The organism is Propioniciclava sp. (assembly GCF_036744435.1).
In the GTDB taxonomy this organism is placed as follows: Bacteria; Actinomycetota; Actinomycetes; order Propionibacteriales; family Propionibacteriaceae; genus Propioniciclava.
Genome location: NZ_DAIOIA010000071.1, coordinates 1 through 15,679 on the forward strand (window position 1 = coordinate 1; position 15,679 = coordinate 15,679).

The window sequence follows — 15,679 nt, forward strand, 5'->3', positions numbered from 1 at the left end:
CGCCCCACCGCCATGGTGAGCGGGGCGTCGAAGATGGTCGAGTACGGGTTCCCGACGATGTCGGCGGAGACGAGCGGAGCCTCCGAGTACTGCAGGTAGTGCCGCAGCCGCGGGCTCTGGGACGCCTCGCGGAAGGCCGCGTTCACAGTCGCGACGTCCGCGGGGCGTTCCAGCAGCACGGTGAGGTCGGTGATCGATCCCACGGGAACCGGCACCCGCAGGGCGGCCCCGGTCAGGCGTCCCTCCAACTCCGGCAGCACCTTCCCGATGGCGGCGGCCGCCCCCGAGGAGGCCGGGATCGTCGACACCGCGGCCGCGCGAGCCCGGCGGAGATCGGAGTGCGGGGCGTCGTGGAGGCGCTGGTCGCTGGTGTAGGCGTGCACCGTCGTCATGAGGCCCGACTCGATGCCGAACCGCTCGTGGAGCACGGCGGCCAGCGGGGCGAGCGAGTTGGTCGTGCACGAACCGTTGGAGAAGACGTCGTCGGTCGACGGGTCGAGCGTGTCGTCGTTCACGCCGAGGACGAACGTGGGCACGTCCCCCTTGGCGGGCGCCGAGATGATCACCTTCTTGGCTCCGCCGCGCAGGTGGGCCGAGGCCGATGCGCGGTCGGTGAACCGCCCGGTCGACTCGATCACGACGTCGACGCCCAGGTCGCCCCAGCGGATGGCGGCCGGATCGCGCTCGCCGAGGACCGCGATGCGGTGCCCGGCCACCGCCAAGGCGTCGGGTTCGATGGCGACTCCTTCGAGGTGGCCCGCGAGGGAATCCCACTCCAGCAGCGTGCCGAGCGTGGTGGAGTTGGCGAGGTCGTTGACCGCCACCACCTCGACGTCTGCGTTGTTCTTCAGTGCGGCGCGCAGGAAGGTGCGCCCGATGCGTCCGAATCCGTTGATCCCGATGCGTGTGGTCACGATGTGTCTCCTTGGTGAGGTTGGTTACTGGTGTGGAGCGGCGGCGTGCAGGAGCGCGAGTGCTCCGGCACGGGCCTCGTCGAAGGGGGCGGGATCCTGCTGCGCCATGGCGAGTACATAGCCGCCCTGCAGGACGGCCATGAGGGTGTGGGCCAGTTGGTCCGGATCGAGGTCGGCGCGTAGCTCACCGGCGGCGATAGCTTCGGCGATCGCGCGCGCCCAGCGCGTGTGCATCTGGGTGAATGCGGAACTGACCACCGTCAGGAGTTCAGGATCCTCCCGGACCTGCGGGTCCTGGGTCATGCGACCGATCTTGCAGCCACGCAGCGCATCGCGCGGACGCATCAGGTGACTCTCGATCCGTGCGAGTGGCGTCGCGGTGCCCTCGAGCTCGGAGAACGCCATGACGTCGGCCGCGTTGTGCTGCAGCGCCGCGAGCGCGAGATCCCGCTTGGAGGCGAAGTGGTGGTACTGGCTGCCCTGACCGACACCGGAGCGCTCGCGTACCTCGCGCGGGCTCGTGGCGGCGTACCCGCGCTCCCACAACAGTTCGCTCATCGTCTCCACGAGGACGTCGCGTGTGTTCATACCTGCACTATACCTACCTGTAGGTACAAACCGAGGCGCGCCCGGAGTCTCCTCGTGGGCCCCCGATGGGGGTCTCGCTGCGTGCGTCGGATCGTGGGACGCGTCACGCGGTGCGCGGAATCGCCTTAGAATCTGCGTATGCATGAAGGTACGAAGCATTGCACGTTTGATCCGGAGAGCCAGTACGTCGATCTCGCGGCCGAGGTGTTCACGCTGCTCTCGGACGCCACGCGGATCAGGATCATCCTCGCGCTGCGCGGCGGAGAACTCCCGGTGAATGCGCTGGCCGAGCGGGTCGGCAAGTCGCCCACCGTCGTCTCGCAGCACCTGGCGAAGCTCCGCTGGGGCAAGGTCGTCAGCGCTCGTCAGGAGGGCACCCGCATGTACTACAGCCTGATCGACGACCACGCCCGCCAGCTCGTCACGCACGCGGTCTTCCACGCGGGCCGGGTCGTCGGTGACGCACTGCCGACCCACCAGCTGGGTGAGCAGGGCCTCCCTGTCGCTCCGGACGGGGAGGAGCCGGCCTCGTGAGCCTCGCGACCACGCCGGACAGCGCCATCGAACCGGCGCCGGGACGCGACCTCTGGGCCCGGATCGACCGTGGCGACCTGGTGCGCACCTCCTTCGTGGCCGTCTGCGCGGTGTTGGTTGCGGTTGGGATGACGTGGCCCTGGCCTCAGATCCCCCTCATCGCCGTGGTTGGGCTTGCGGTCGGCTGCTGGCCCATCCTGACCGAGGCTTGGGGCGATCTGCGCGCACGCAGGATGAGCATGGAACTGTCCATGCTGATCGCGATTGTCGCGGCGGCAGCCATCGGGGAATGGGTGACGTCGCTGGTCATCACGGCCTTCGTCCTGGCGGCGGAGATCCTGGAGGATCTGTCGATGGACCGGGGCCGCGACGCCCTCACTGACCTGATGGCCTTCCTGCCTGAGACGGTGTCGCTGCGCAGCGGGGGTGACGTGCTCACGGTGCCGCTCGGCGAGGTCGAGCCCGGGCAGGTCGTCGTGGTGGCCCCCGGTGGCCGGATTCCCGTCGACGGGGTCGTCGTGGCGGGGCGATCCACCGCCGACCAATCGCGCATCACCGGCGAGTCGTTGCCGGTCGAGATCGGCATCGGCGCCGACGTCTTCGCCGGCTCCATCAACCAAGTCGGTGCGCTCGAGGTGCGCGCCGAGCGCGTCGGGGCGGACTCCTCCTACGGGCGGATCGTCGAGGCGGTCGGCCTGGCGCAGTCCTCGCAACCCCCGGTCCAGCGCCTGGCGGACCGCCTCGCCGCCTGGCTGGTCTACCTCGCGCTCGGCGGGGCTGTCCTCACCTACCTGATCACGCGTGACCTCACGGCAACCATCTCGGTCGTGGTCGTCGCCGGAGCGTGCGGCATCGCGGCCGGAACGCCCTTGGCCGTGCTGGCCGCCATCGCCCGCATTGCCCGGACGGGGGCGTTCGTCAAGGACGGCGCCCATCTGGAAGCGTTGTCCACCATCAATGTCGTCGTCTTCGACAAGACTGGAACCCTCACCACCGGCGTCCCCGCAGTCGTCGACGTCCGCGTCGGTGATGGGGTGTCCGCCCGCGATCTGTTGACGATGGCGGCAGGCGTCGAGTTCTATTCCGAGCATCCGCTCGGGCAAGCCATCGTCGCCCACGCCAAAGAGGCGGGCCTGCCGATTGACCCTCCAGAGGACTTCGTCTACCAACCCGGACGCGGCGTGACCGCCACCGTGGCGGGTCGGTCGATCGCCGCGGGCAGCGGCAGGCTGGTTCCCGATGCCCCCCTCGCCCTGGATGGACAGGGAGCCGCCACCGCGGTCCACCTCTCCTGCGAGGGGCGCTACGCGGGGACGATCCTGCTCGCCGACGCGGTCCGGCCCACGGCGCGTGCGGCCGTCGCCGCCCTGAGGCGACGCGGGCTGCGCACGTTGATGATCACGGGGGACCAGCAATCCACCGCGGAGGCCGTGGCTGCCGAGCTGGGGATCGATGACGTGCGCGCAGGCCTGCTCCCGGAGGACAAACTCGCCGTGATCGACGCCGAGCGTGCGGCGGGGCATCGGCTCGCGATGGTGGGTGACGGCGTCAATGATGCCCCCGCGCTGGCCCGGGCCGATGTGGGCATCGCCATGGGCAGCGGCACAGACATCGCGCGAGAGAGCGCCGATGTCGTCTTGATCAGCTCCGACCTCAGCGACCTCGTCGCGACCATCCACGTGGCCCGCCGGGCCCGGCGCATCGTCATGGCCAACTTCGTCGGCACGATCGCCGTCGATCTGGGCGGCATGGCGCTCGCTGCGGCGGGTCTGCTCAGCCCGGTACTGGCCGCGTTCGTGCATGTCGGGAGCGAGACCGCCTTCATCCTCAACTCCGCACGCCTCATCCCCGGTAGGCCCGCCCGAGGGTGAATCCGGCGCCCGGTCCACCTGAGGCGGCGTGAGCCTGCGGCCCGCCGTGGGTCATTGAGGGGCGTCGGCTTGGCGGTGGGGGAGACCCACGACGATCAGGTGAAGGGCGAACCACACCTCGAACGCGAAGACGGGTGCGGCGGCGGCCCCGGCCAGCGTGCCGTTGAGCGGGATCACCGACCACAGTTGAGCCAGGTTGCTGATCAGAACGACGACTCCGCCGAGGGCGCCCACGAGGGCCAGCGCGCGGGGCGTCGCGCGAGAATCCCACAACAGCCACGCCACCACGACGGTGTTCACGCTGATGACCAGCCCCTGTCCCAGGAGGAAGGAGGCGGTGTGCATCTCGCGCGCCGCCTCGGCGAAGCCGTTGCCCGAGGGAAGCCACGTCGAGGCGAGCAGGGGGAGCGCGCCGGCGAGGATCACCGCCGCCTCGACGGCACGCAGCAGCGCGAAAGTGGCCCCGCGTACGGGCCCCGCGGCGCGTAGCAGCCACCCCACCAGCACGCCGGTGGCGACGCAGCCGAAGGCGAGCATGAGTTCGAGCGTCACGCCGGCGGGGACGGCTCCTGCGCCATAGGCCAGTACTGCCGTCACCGCCGTCACGTGGGTGACGAGATAGGCGATGCCGGCGACACGGGCTTGCACCCGAGGTGAAGAGGGCATGATCGGCTCCTTGGTATACGGTGTAAACGAACGTGGTCGATGGTAGGTGTACGGTGTAGACATGTCAACGACCGCGCCTCGTCCACGGTTGGACCGTCCGGGCATCGTGGCGGCCGCGATTGCGCTCGCCGACGAGCACGGCCTTGAGGCGGCGAGCATGCGTAAGGTCGCCGAACGTCTGGACGTCACCCCCATGGCCCTCTACAAGCACGTCGAGAACCGGTCGGAACTCATCGACGAGATGCTGGATCATCTGCTGGCGGCGCTGCCCGAGGGCATGGACCAGGAAGGCTGGCGCTCCAACGTGCGAGCCCGCGTCCTGGCATGCCGCGCCATCCTGGTCGCCCACCCGTGGATGCGGGAGGCGATCGAGACCCGGCCGCTGGCCACCCCCCAGGCGCTGGCACACATGGACGCACTGATGGCGGCGATGTTCGACGGGGGGCTCTCGGCTGACCTCGTCCACCACGCCATGCACGCGCTCAGCACCCGCATGTGGGGGTTCACCCGCGATGCCATGCCCACGCCGTCCGTTCCGGAGGATCCCCACGAGCGGGAACGCGTCGTGGCGGCCTTCACGGCGTCCTACCCGTCAATCATGCGGATGGCGACCTATGCCCCTCACGCTGCGGCGGGGTGCGACGAGGACGCCGAGTTCGGCTTCGCCCTGGACCTCATCCTCGCCGGGGTCTACCAACTGCACCAAGGCGGGTGGCGGTGACCTGCTCGTGAGTCGCACGCGGGGGCCTGGCCAGCTCCCGCGTCGCGACGTACCGTTGCGAAGAAGCGACCGGGCGTGCTCACGTCACGCCGTGGTCTCTCGTGACGGTCGTGGCGACCACGACGTCAGACGATGCACGCACCCCCCACCGAAGGAGAGCATCGAATGAGTGAGAAGCAACGACTGACTGGCCAGCGGGTCCTCGTGATCGGTGGAGCCCGGGATCTCGGGCTGGCCGTGGCGACCGCGGTCGCCGAGGCTGGAGCGACGGTGATCGTGGCCGCGCGCGACCCGGAACGGGCCCGATCTGCCGCGGCAGGGATCCCCGGCGCCTCCGCAGTGGGCCTCGACATCACCGACGAGGCGTCCACGACGCGTGCCCTCGACGCCGTCGGACACGTCGACCACATCGTCGCGACCGCGTCGGCCCATCACAATGTCCCGGTCACCGAGTACACCCGCGACGGTGTCGAAGCCGCCTTTGACGCCAAGGTGATCGGGCCCCTGCTCCTGGCCAAGCACGCCGCACGCGTTCTGCCGCCCACGGGTTCGCTGCTGCTGTTCTCCGGTGTTGCGGCCTGGACGCCGTCGCCGGACTACACGATCATGGGCATCACTAATGGGGCGGTCGCCTTCACCGCCCTGCACCTGGCCCGCGAGCTGGCGCCGATCCGCGTCAATGCCCTCTCGCCGGGGGTGATCGACTCTGGCAGCTGGGATGGCCTGGACGACAAGCAAGCCTTCCTCGACGGTGCCGCCGCGAGCACGCTCGTCGGACGCTACGGCCAGTCACAGGACATCACCGACGCGGTCACCTGGCTCCTGGGAGCGGGCTTCGTCACCGGGGAGACCCTGCACGTCGAGGGTGGAGCGCGATTCGCATGAGCGGCACAGCGAACACCTACGCGGTGAGCGGACGCACCGTGCTCGTCACGGGGGCCGGGTCCGGCATGGGGCGGGAGATCGCCCGGGGCTTCCTCGCCAATGGGGCCAATGTCGTCGCCGCTGGGCGCAGGCTGGCCCCGCTGGAGGAGACCATCGAGCGCTTCGGCAGCGATCGAGCGCTGGCAGTGAGCGTCGACGTCTCCGACCGGGGCAGTGTCGAGCGGTTGGTGGCCCAGACGGTGGCGGCCTTCGGCGGCCTCGACGTCGTCGTGAGTAACGCCGCGATCTATGTCGGCGGGGATCTCGCCGGGCTGGAGGAGGACGACTGGCACTCGCAGTTCGCGATCAATGTGGACGGGCTCTATCACCTTGTCGTGGCCGCCTCTGACCACCTGATCGCCTCGGGTGGCAACGTGGTGGCCGTCTCCTCGGTCTCCGGGGCCGCGGGGGACTGGGGCCAGGCCGGCTACAACGCCACCAAGCACGCCGTCAACGGGCTGGTCCGCTCCCTCGCCCTGGACTACGGCGGCCGGGGCGTCCGCTTCAATGCCGTTGCCCCCGCGTTCACTCTCACGGAGATGACCGCGGGAATGTGGGACGGCGGGGCGGATCTGACGCCCTTCCTGAACCGGATTGCGTTGGGGCGTCCTGGGCGGCCCGGCGACGTGGTGGGCGCTGTCTTGTTCCTCGCGAGCCCGGACGCCTCCTACATCACGGGCGCCGTGCTGACGGTCGACGGCGGGACGAGTGCCTCCACGGGGCAACCGCACCTCTGAGCGCGGCGGTGCGCTGCGGTGCCCCGCGGGGCACCGAGGCCCTAACATCGGCCTCGGCGCCCCGGCGAGCGGCCGCGCTGGAAGGGAGACACCTCGCATGCGGATCTGGTCGCTCCACCCCCGTCACCTGGACGCGAAGGGCCTGGTCGCGTGCTGGCGCGAGGCCCTCCTGGCCCAAGCGGTCCTGGCAGGCCGGACCCGTGGTTACACCCGCCATCCCCAGTTGACCCGCTTCCGTGCCGAGGGCGATCCGATCTCCGCCATCGGCGCCTACCTGGGCGGTCTCGCCGACGAGGCCACCGCACGCGGGTACCGCTTCGACCGCTCCCGCATCGACCGGGACCACGCCGCGGCACCCGCTCTCCTGGTCACTGACGGCCAACTCGCCTACGAGTGGAGCCACCTCTTGGCCAAGCTCACGCAACGCAGCCCGGAGGATGCCGCCCGCTGGCGAGACGCCGATCCCTCCCCGCACCCCTTGTTCCGCGTGGTAGCCGGCACCATCGAGCCGTGGGAACGCCCCTGAGAGCCGGGTGACCCGACCGACGACGGCAGTGCGCAGGGACGGCCCCCTGGTCCTGCCCCGGCGACCGGGAAGGGGGGACTGCTGGTACCTGGAACGGCAGGCACTCCCGCACCCGGAACCCGCGTCGTTCAATGAACCCCATGAAAGCAACCTTCCTGTACGGCGCTGGGGACGTTCGTGTGGAGTCCGCCCCCGACCCGACGATCCTCGAACCCACCGACGCGATCGTGCGTGTCGTCCGCGCCTGCGTGTGCGGCTCCGATCTGCACCCGTACCACTCGCAGCCCGCCGGCGAGCAGGGAATCCGGATGGGGCACGAGCTCATCGGTGTCGTAGAGGAGACAGGTCGGGAGGTGAGGTCCGTGCGGAAGGGCGACTTCGTCATCGCCCCCTTCGCCTTCCAGGACAACACGTGCGTCTACTGCCGCGAAGGACTTCAGACCTCGTGCCTGCACGGCGGCTGGTACGGCACGCCCGAGGTGCCGGGGCTGCAGGCGGAGTACGCGCGGATCCCGCTCGCCGACGGGTCGCTGGTGACGGTTCCCGACGTGGACCCGGACGCGGTCCCCGAGTCGCTGCTGCGATCCCTGCTCACTCTCTCCGACGTGTACCTGACCGGCTACCACGCGGCCCACGCGGGCCTGGTCACGTCGGGGAGCACCGTCACGGTGATCGGCGATGGGGCGGTCGGCCTCTCCGCCGTCTTGGCGGCCTCACAGCTCGGGGCGGAACGCATCATCTTGATGGGACGCCACGACTCGCGTCTCGCCCTGGGGCGGGCGTGGGGGGCGACCGACCTCGTGCGGGAACGTGGCGCCGAGGGGATCGCCGCCGTGAAGGATCTCACCGGCGGGGAAGGGACCCCCATCGTGCTGGAGGCGGTCGGGCTCCTCCCGGCCTACGAGCAGGCCTTCGGGATCGTCCGACCGGGCGGCATCATCTCCCGGGTGGGAGTCCCGCAGTACGAGGATGCCCCCGTCGGGTTCGGGTCGCTGTTCGGCAAGAACGCCCGACTGGCAGGCGGCCCCGCCCCCGTGCGCGCCTACATCGACGCGGCGCTCCCCACCGTGCTGGCGGGAACCATCGATCCCGGACAGGTGTTCGACCAGTCCGTGCCCCTCGACGACATCGCCGCCGGGTACGCTGCCATGAACGACCGGACGGCCCTCAAGGTCATCGTCGCCCCCTGACCGGTCGGCGTGACCGCCACCCCCCGACCCGCTTCTTTGACGCGGGCGAGTTCCACCCCGCCACCACAACCACCCCAGGAGACCTCTCATGGACTACACCCGACTTGGCACCTCCGGACTCATCGTCAGCCGCATCGCGCTGGGCTGCATGAGTTTTGCCACCGGCCGCCAACGCGGCTGGACGCTCGACGCGGACGCCGCCGAGCCCCTGTTCCGGCAGGCGGTCGAGAGCGGTATCACGCTGTGGGACACCGCCAACGTCTACGGCCACGGGAGCAGCGAGGAGATCACCGGAGCGGCGATCACCCGCTACACCCGCCGCGAGGATGTCGTCTTGGCCACCAAGCTCTTCGCGCCCATGGGAGAGGGGCCCGGCGGGCACGGCCTGTCGCGGCGGGCGATCTTCGAGCAGGTCGACGCCTCGCTGAAGCGCCTGGGCACCGACTACATCGACCTGTATCAGATCCACCGGTTCGACCCCGCCACCCCGGTCGAGGAGACCATGGAGGCGCTGCATGACGTGGTCAAGTCCGGCCGCGTCCGCTACCTGGGCGCCTCGTCGATGTGGGCCTGGCAGTTCTCGAAAATGCAGTACACCGCCCGCGTGCACGGCTGGACACGGTTCATCTCCATGCAGTCCCAGTACAACCTGGTCGCGCGCGAGGAGGAACGGGAGATGTACCCGTTGCTGGCGGATCAGGGAGTCGGTGCCATTCCCTGGTCGCCCCTGGCGGGCGGGCTCACGACCCGGCCTTGGGGCGAGGTCTCGACGACGCGCGGCCAGTCCAACCCCACCACCGACAGTTCCGGAACCCCGCTGTGGCACGCCACCGACGAGGGCACCGTCGACGCGGTGGAACGGATCGCCGCCGCGCGCGGCATCCCGATGGCCCAGGTGTCCCTGGCGTGGGTGCTACGCCAACCGGTGGTCTCAGCCCCCATCGTCGGTGCCACCGCTGCGCACCACCTGTCCGACGCGGTCGCCGCGCTGGATGTGACGCTCACCGACGACGAAGTCGCCGCCCTCGAGGAGCACTACACCCCACGCAAGCCGACCTACTACGGCTCCCGGAACGGATACTGACATGCGAACGCTGGGACGCAGGATCCGCCCCGACCGTCGTCTACGGTGACGTCATGGCGGATCTACGAGCCGATGTGCGGGAGTTCCTCAGCTCGCGCCGCGCGCGGCTGACCCCCGAGCAAGCCGGCCTGCCGGCCTACGGCGGGAACCGGCGCGTGCCGGGACTGCGTCGCGAGGAGGTCGCCATGCTTGCCGGAGTCTCGGTGGACTACTACGTTCGGCTGGAACGCGGCGACCTGCGCGGTGCCTCCGAACGAGTGCTGGACGCGTTGGCGACCACCTTGCGGCTCGACGACGCCGAGCGGGAGTACCTCTTCGACCTGGCCAAAGCGGCCGGGCCGTCGACGCGGAGACGTCACAACCCCGGCACCGACGCCGTGCGCGCGCCGGTGCGGCAGGTGCTGGACGCCCTCACCGACGCCCCCGCCTGGGTGCGTAACGGCCGTCACGACATCCTCGCGGCGAACCCGCTCGGGCGGGCGCTCTACGCACCCGTCTTCGACGACCCGCATCGGCCGGTGAACACGACCCGGTTCACCTATCTCAACCCGGCGGCCCGCACGTTCTGGCGCGACTACGACCGCATCGCCCACGATGCGGCGTCCATGCTTCGGCTCGAAGCGGGACGCAACCCGCACGACCCGGACCTGATCCGGCTCATCGGCGAGCTTTCCACGCGCAGCGAGCTGTTCCGCCAGCGCTGGGCGTCCCAGGATGTCGTCTTCCACCGCAGTGGCACCAAGCGGCTTCATCATCCGGTGGTGGGGGACCTGGACCTCAACTACGAATCGATGGAACTGCCCAGCGAGCCGGGTCTGGTCCTCAACGTCTACACCGCCCCCGTGGGTTCACCTTCGTCGGACGGGCTGCGCGTGCTCGCCTCGTGGGTGGCCACGCAGGCCGAGCGCCGCACGGCGTCGACGACCGACACCCGGGAGGGCTAGTCGTGGCCCGGCGGCGTGGCTCAGGGGATGATGGCGCGCCCGTTGACCAGGCCTTCGACGGCGAGCACGTACGCGGTGGCGACGCGCTCGTCGCTGATCGGCTCGTGGCCGGGGAAGCTGGCGAAGTGCTGCGGTGAGTTGGCCAAGACGTCCGGCGAGACGGCATTGATCCGGATGCCGCGGGGAGCTTCCGCGGCAGCGGTGACGACGAAGGACTCCAGCGCACCGTTGGCGGCAGCGGCCGCCGCACCGGCCGCGATCGGGTCGCGGGCCAGGACTCCTGTGGTCACGGTGATCGAGCCGCGCTCGGAGACGTGCTTCAGGGCCGCCTGGACTGCGCCGATCTGCCCCAGGGTCTTGGAGGCCAGCCCCAGCAGGAAGTCGGCACGGGTGAGGTCCTCCAGCGGTTTGAAGGGCGCTGATCCGATGACGAGAATCTTCATGGCGTCCTTATCTCAGAAGCCGCTCCCGGAACGCGCGACGCCCCGCCCGCGGGAGCCGTCGGGCGGGGCGTGGCGGAAGGATCAGGAGGCGGTGACCCGGGTCGCGAACGCGATCAACTCGTGGGCCACATCGTCTCGGATGTCAGGCTCGTTGTGCACCTCATGCCGGTATCCGGGGTAGACGCGGACGCGCACGTCACCGTGTCCGCTCTCGACCAGCTTGTTGCCGACGTGGTAGGCCCCTTCGCCGAAGTTGGCGACGGGGTCGGCGTCCCCGGCGAGGATGAGGACCGGCAGATCTGGGCGGACGGCCGCGTACCAGGCGTCGGCGTTGGCCGTGTCGTAGAGGTCCGCGAAGCCCTGCAGGAAGCGGGTCGACATGGGGGCGCCGAAGTTGTTGAACGGGTCGAGGGAGTGGTCCCGCACGACGCCGGGGTCGGTGGCGATCCAGTCGGTCGGCCCGGCGTCCTCGCCATAGCGGGTCGTGAACCCGGTGAACAGGTCTCCGACATAGCGGTCGGGGGCAGGACCCTCACGGTCGGGCTCCGCGGCGAGTGCGGCCCGGTCGATCTGGTGCTCGAAGCCTTCCATCTGGGCGGCGATGCCACCCAGGGCCAGTCCGGCGAGGTTGTCGCCGAGGGCCGCGGCCAGTGGTCGCGCGATCATCGAGCCCCAGGAGTGGCCGAAGACGACGGCGGGCAGTTCCGGGAAGCGCTCCTTGGCGAGGCCGTGCAGGGTGCGTTCGTCCTCGACGACGACCGTGTCGGCATGGTCGCCCGCGTCGGCCCAGATACCGCTGGTCATGGCCGTCTTGCCGTGGCCCGCGTGGTCGCCGGCAACGACGACGAACCCGGCGTCGAGGAAGGCTGAGATCAGGCGCAGATAGCGGCGGGAATGCTCGCCCAGACCGTGGATCACGTGCACGATCCCTCGGGGCGGCAGTGTCGGGGTGTAGATCCAGCCAAAGATCGTGTCCCGGCCGTTCGCCGAGGGGAATTCCACTTCATACAGGGCCACGAGGCGCTCCTTTGCGTAGTCGTCACTCTCATAGTTGAGATTTCTATTCACGATAGCTGCGGCCCCACCGGTCACCGCGCTGTGCCGACGGTTGCACCCTGCACAAGCGTGCGTTCGCGGGTTGGTCGCTAGCACGAACGCTCGAGCCGTGGGCGTCGGACAGGCCGCCCAGCAGCGGCGCGAGAGTGCCACTGAGGCACACCTTCCGACCCGGCCCGCGGGGGCGCCCGCACCGGAATCGTGCCAATCTGGTGCCATGGACGCACCCCTCGACCAGCCGGACCGCGGCACCTTGGCCCATCGCCGGTGGTCGTTGCGCATGCAACAGCCGCTGGCCACGACGACCGTGATCGACCGGGTCTTCTTCGTCGTCGGCACGGTGTCGGCGGTCTTCCTGGCGGTGCTGGGGTCCATCCTGGGGCTGCAGCGTCCCTGGGCGATCGTGATGCTGATCCCGGTGTGGGCGGTGCTCGCCTACCTGGCGCTGCCGCGCCTGCATCGCATGCTGTCGGACTTCTACGTTCCCGACTATTTCTTCGGTCGGACCCGCACCACCGATGGGCTGCTGGGGGACCCGGTCAACCTCGCCGTCGACGGCGAAGCGGAGCAACTCGACGCTGTGATGCGCCGGGCCGGGTGGCATCGCGCCGATGAGATCACGGTCGCCTCGAGCTGGGGGATCGTGATGTCGACGCTGCTGCGGCGCAGTTACCCCACCGCGCCCGTCTCCACGCTGACGTTGTTCGGCCGTCGACAGGACGTCGCCTACCAGCAGGAGGTGGAGAACAACCCCAAGCAGCGCCACCACGTCCGGTTCTGGCACACACCGCCGGACTGGCTGCTGCCCGGCGGCCGCCACATCGACTGGCTGGGCGCGGGCACCTACGACACCAACGTGGGATTGTCCCTGTTCACCTTGCAGGTCACCCACCGCATCGATGAGAACACCGACATCGAACGCGACTACGTCGTCAGCAGCGTGCGGGAAGCCAGCCCGGAGGTGAGGGTGGAGGACCTGCCGCACTTCACGACCGGCTATCACTCCCGCAACGGGGGCGGCGATCAGTTCATCACCGACGGCAACCTCCCCATCCTGCACCTGGAGGACATCGACGCCACCGCGCACGACCTGCCCGACGACGTCTCGGCCAACCTGCCTCCCGTCGAGGGGCCGAGCGCACCGCAGGAGGTGCTGCGCCGGGCACCGATCTCCATCGTCTTGGCCGCTGTCCTCAGCCTGGCCACGACGGCCATCTCCTCGCTGTGGGTGGTGCTGAACCCGCAGCAGTACCTCGGGCTCACCGGCGATGAGGACCCGGTGCCCTGGGTGGCTGTGATCGTGATCCTGGTCGTGCTGTTCCTGATCGAGGCCCTGGTCGTGTGGGGGGTGTTGCGGGGCGGGAGACGTTCCCGGTTCGTGCTCATGCTGCTGCTCTCTGGGGGTGTCGTGCTGTCCGCGCTCGACTACATCTCCGGCGCCGAGCGCCTCGGCTTCAACGGAACTCTCCTGGGCGCCACGCTGCAGTGCCTCGCGTTGATCGCGCTCACCTCGGCCTCCTCCGCCTCCTGGGTACGTCGCGCGGCCGATCCCGGTGTCCTCCTCCCCACGCGGGGTCAGACCCCCTAGGGTGCCGGGGCTCGTGTCCGCGCCCGCCGCGACAGGGGGGCCGTCGGCGGATTACGAGGCCAGGGCCGAACGGACCGCGCGGGCCGCCTCGGAGCCGCCCTGCCCGCTGGAGACGACTCGCCCGTTGGCAAGGACCAGGTAGGCGTCGGCGTGGTCGAGCGCGAACCCCACGTGCTGTTCCACCATGAGGACCGACATGCGCCGCTCGCTGATCGTGGCGGCGATGGCCGCTTGAATCTCGGCCGCCACCGATGGGCGCAGGCCTTCGGTCGGCTCGTCGAGAACCAGCAGCGCTGGGCCGGTGATCAAGGCCCGGGCGATCGCCAACTGCTGTCGTTGACCGCTCGACAGTAATCCCGCACGGCGCCCCAGCAGCCCCGGAAGGGCGGGGAACAGGTCGAGCGACTCGCCGAGGCGGCGAGCACCGGCAGCGCCGTAGCGGTCCGCCACGAGTCTCAGGTTCTCCCGCGCGGTGAGGAGGCCGAACGACTGCTGCCCCTGGGGGACGTACGCCATCCCGCGGCGGATGCGCTGGTGGGTGCGCATCCGGGTCAGTTCGGTGCCCTCGAAGGTGATGGTGCCACCCCGCAGTGGCAACAGCCCCAGCACGGCCCGGAGCAGGGTGGTCTTCCCGGCGCCGTTGCGGCCCAGAACGGCCATCATCGCGCCCGTGGGCACGGTCAAGGACACGTCGTGGACGACCGAGATCCGCCCGTATCCGGTGGTGACGCGGTCGCAGGTGAGCATCGTCAGGCCCACCGGCGCTGATGGGTGGTGGCGCCCCCGGCCACGGACGCAGCGGGCGGCGTGGCTGGCACCGCTGAGACTCCGGCGAGTGCCTGTGTTGTCACGGTGCCATTTCCCTTCACCGGGGGTGGTCGGTTCGGGGATCCGCGAAGGGCCCCGTTGGTTCGATGGTCTCGATCCTTGGCGGGGCCCGTGTCATTCGTGTAACCGGGACGTTGCGATCCTGGCAAGTAATGTGAATCGGATGCGGCTATCTGGTCACGGCGTTGTTTCCCGGCGCGACGTTTCGCCGGCGATGACCGTCCTGGGCGAGACCGTCGTCAGTCGTGCCAAGGCTGGTCTGGGGCGCGCTTGACCCGCACGGTGGACGCCGGGGCGTCCGAGGCACTCAGGAGAGCGCTGCCTTCACCTTCGCGGCGACGACCTTGCCTTCTGCCCGACCCGCAGTGCGCGCATTCACCGCCTTGATGACGGCTCCCATCTGACGCATCGTGGGCTTCTCGCCGGACGCCTGCTCGGCGGAGGAGACCTCCTCGGCGACGATCGCATCTAGTTCCTCGTCGCTCAGCATGGCCGGAAGGTAGGCCGACAGCACCTCGATCTCGGCGAGCTCCTTGGCGGCCAGCTCGGGGCGGCCGCCCTCGGTGTAGGCCTGGGCGGAGTCCTTGCGGGAACGCACCTCGCGCTGCAGCACGGCGACCTCGTCGGCCTCGCTCAGCTCACGGGCCTGCTTGCCGGCGACCTTCTCGTTCTTGAGCGCGCCGATCCCCATGCGCAAGGTCGTGGTCAGCACGGTGTCGCGCGCCTTCATGGCCGCGACCATGTCCTGGTGCAGGCGATCCTCGAGAGTTCCCATCGGATATTCGTCCTTTCGTCGTGCTCATTCTCCCACGTGACGGCCGGGAGGCGAGACGCCGACGGTGCACAGCGCGCTCGACGGCCTAGGCTTGCCGCACCAGCGCGAAGGAGCAGCATGAGCGAGTACCGCATCGAAACCCTGGCCGTCCACGCGGGCCAGGAGATGCCCGATCCTGCGACGAACGCGCGGGCGGTCCCGATCTACCAGACCACCAGCTACGTCTTCGACGACACCCAGCACGCGGCCGACCTGTTCGCGCTGCGGCGTCCCGGCAACATCTACAGCCG

The 15,679-nt window shown here is 69.9% G+C and carries 18 protein-coding genes; 11 read left to right on the forward strand and 7 right to left on the reverse strand.

Features of this window, described 5'->3' with window-relative positions; genetic code table 11:
- Both V7E09_RS09950 and V7E09_RS09955 read right to left on the reverse strand, forming a co-directional pair.
- Positions 1-914, reverse strand: a 914-nt coding sequence (locus tag V7E09_RS09950) for a type I glyceraldehyde-3-phosphate dehydrogenase (RefSeq protein WP_324523328.1), incomplete at its 3' end; no start/stop codon positions are given.
- Between the two features lie 24 nt (positions 915-938).
- A complete protein-coding gene (locus V7E09_RS09955; protein ID WP_324509748.1) occupies positions 939-1,502 on the reverse strand; it encodes a TetR/AcrR family transcriptional regulator in 564 nt (187 codons plus the stop codon).
- Positions 1,503-1,640: 138 nt separating this feature from the next.
- Between V7E09_RS09955 and V7E09_RS09960 the strand changes: the two genes are divergently transcribed.
- Complete coding sequence (locus tag V7E09_RS09960) at positions 1,641-2,036, forward strand: ArsR/SmtB family transcription factor (RefSeq protein WP_324509749.1); 396 nt, start codon at positions 1,641-1,643, stop codon at positions 2,034-2,036.
- Entirely contained in the window at positions 2,033-3,907 is a 1,875-nt protein-coding gene (locus V7E09_RS09965) for a heavy metal translocating P-type ATPase (protein ID WP_324509750.1), read from the forward strand. Before V7E09_RS09960 ends, V7E09_RS09965 begins: the two co-directional genes overlap by 4 nt.
- Before the next feature lie 51 nt (positions 3,908-3,958).
- On the opposite strand, the gene V7E09_RS09970 is transcribed toward V7E09_RS09965, so the two are convergent.
- Positions 3,959-4,573, reverse strand: a complete 615-nt coding sequence (locus V7E09_RS09970) for a DUF4386 domain-containing protein (RefSeq protein ID WP_324509751.1) — start codon at positions 4,571-4,573, stop codon at positions 3,959-3,961.
- Between the two features lie 61 nt (positions 4,574-4,634).
- On the opposite strand from V7E09_RS09970, the gene V7E09_RS09975 reads away from it, so the two are divergent.
- From V7E09_RS09975 to V7E09_RS10005, 7 genes are all read left to right on the forward strand, one after another.
- Positions 4,635-5,294: a TetR/AcrR family transcriptional regulator gene (locus V7E09_RS09975; RefSeq protein WP_324509752.1), complete on the forward strand. Its 660-nt coding sequence runs from the start codon at positions 4,635-4,637 to the stop codon at positions 5,292-5,294.
- A 165-nt stretch (positions 5,295-5,459) separates the two neighbouring features.
- A complete protein-coding gene (locus V7E09_RS09980) occupies positions 5,460-6,179 on the forward strand; it encodes an SDR family oxidoreductase (protein ID WP_324509753.1) in 720 nt (239 codons plus the stop codon).
- On the forward strand, positions 6,176-6,955 hold the full coding sequence (locus tag V7E09_RS09985) for an SDR family NAD(P)-dependent oxidoreductase (RefSeq protein WP_324509754.1): 780 nt from the start codon (positions 6,176-6,178) through the stop codon (positions 6,953-6,955). Before V7E09_RS09980 ends, V7E09_RS09985 begins: the two co-directional genes overlap by 4 nt.
- 97 nt (positions 6,956-7,052) lie before the next feature.
- Positions 7,053-7,481, forward strand: a complete 429-nt coding sequence (locus tag V7E09_RS09990) for a pyrimidine dimer DNA glycosylase/endonuclease V (RefSeq protein ID WP_324523329.1) — start codon at positions 7,053-7,055, stop codon at positions 7,479-7,481.
- A gap of 140 nt (positions 7,482-7,621) precedes the next feature.
- The gene (locus V7E09_RS09995) at positions 7,622-8,671 is read left to right on the forward strand and encodes an alcohol dehydrogenase catalytic domain-containing protein (protein ID WP_324523330.1); all 1,050 of its coding nucleotides are present in this window, start codon (positions 7,622-7,624) and stop codon (positions 8,669-8,671) included.
- An 88-nt stretch (positions 8,672-8,759) separates the two neighbouring features.
- A complete protein-coding gene (locus tag V7E09_RS10000) occupies positions 8,760-9,755 on the forward strand; it encodes an aldo/keto reductase (protein ID WP_324509758.1) in 996 nt (331 codons plus the stop codon).
- A 53-nt stretch (positions 9,756-9,808) separates the two neighbouring features.
- Positions 9,809-10,699, forward strand: a complete 891-nt coding sequence (locus tag V7E09_RS10005; RefSeq protein WP_324509759.1) for a helix-turn-helix transcriptional regulator — start codon at positions 9,809-9,811, stop codon at positions 10,697-10,699.
- A gap of 20 nt (positions 10,700-10,719) precedes the next feature.
- Here V7E09_RS10005 and V7E09_RS10010 read toward each other — a convergent pair whose 3' ends face one another.
- Both V7E09_RS10010 and V7E09_RS10015 read right to left on the reverse strand, forming a co-directional pair.
- Entirely contained in the window at positions 10,720-11,142 is a 423-nt protein-coding gene (locus V7E09_RS10010) for an SDR family oxidoreductase (protein ID WP_324509760.1), read from the reverse strand.
- Between the two features lie 81 nt (positions 11,143-11,223).
- Positions 11,224-12,159, reverse strand: coding sequence for an alpha/beta fold hydrolase (locus V7E09_RS10015; protein WP_324509761.1), 936 nt, complete (start codon positions 12,157-12,159; stop codon positions 11,224-11,226).
- A 256-nt stretch (positions 12,160-12,415) separates the two neighbouring features.
- On the opposite strand from V7E09_RS10015, the gene V7E09_RS10020 reads away from it, so the two are divergent.
- A complete protein-coding gene (locus V7E09_RS10020) occupies positions 12,416-13,786 on the forward strand; it encodes an LssY C-terminal domain-containing protein (RefSeq protein WP_324509762.1) in 1,371 nt (456 codons plus the stop codon).
- A gap of 51 nt (positions 13,787-13,837) precedes the next feature.
- Here V7E09_RS10020 and V7E09_RS10025 read toward each other — a convergent pair whose 3' ends face one another.
- Both V7E09_RS10025 and V7E09_RS10030 read right to left on the reverse strand, forming a co-directional pair.
- The gene (locus V7E09_RS10025; RefSeq protein ID WP_324523331.1) at positions 13,838-14,533 is read right to left on the reverse strand and encodes an ATP-binding cassette domain-containing protein; all 696 of its coding nucleotides are present in this window, start codon (positions 14,531-14,533) and stop codon (positions 13,838-13,840) included.
- Between the two features lie 388 nt (positions 14,534-14,921).
- Positions 14,922-15,389 carry a GatB/YqeY domain-containing protein gene (locus V7E09_RS10030; protein ID WP_324509764.1) on the reverse strand — a complete coding sequence of 156 codons (468 nt, stop codon included), beginning with the start codon at positions 15,387-15,389 and terminating at the stop codon, positions 14,922-14,924.
- A 117-nt stretch (positions 15,390-15,506) separates the two neighbouring features.
- Here V7E09_RS10030 and V7E09_RS10035 point away from each other — a divergent pair.
- On the forward strand, positions 15,507-15,679 hold a 173-nt coding region (locus V7E09_RS10035; protein WP_324523332.1), incomplete at its 3' end, for a PLP-dependent transferase.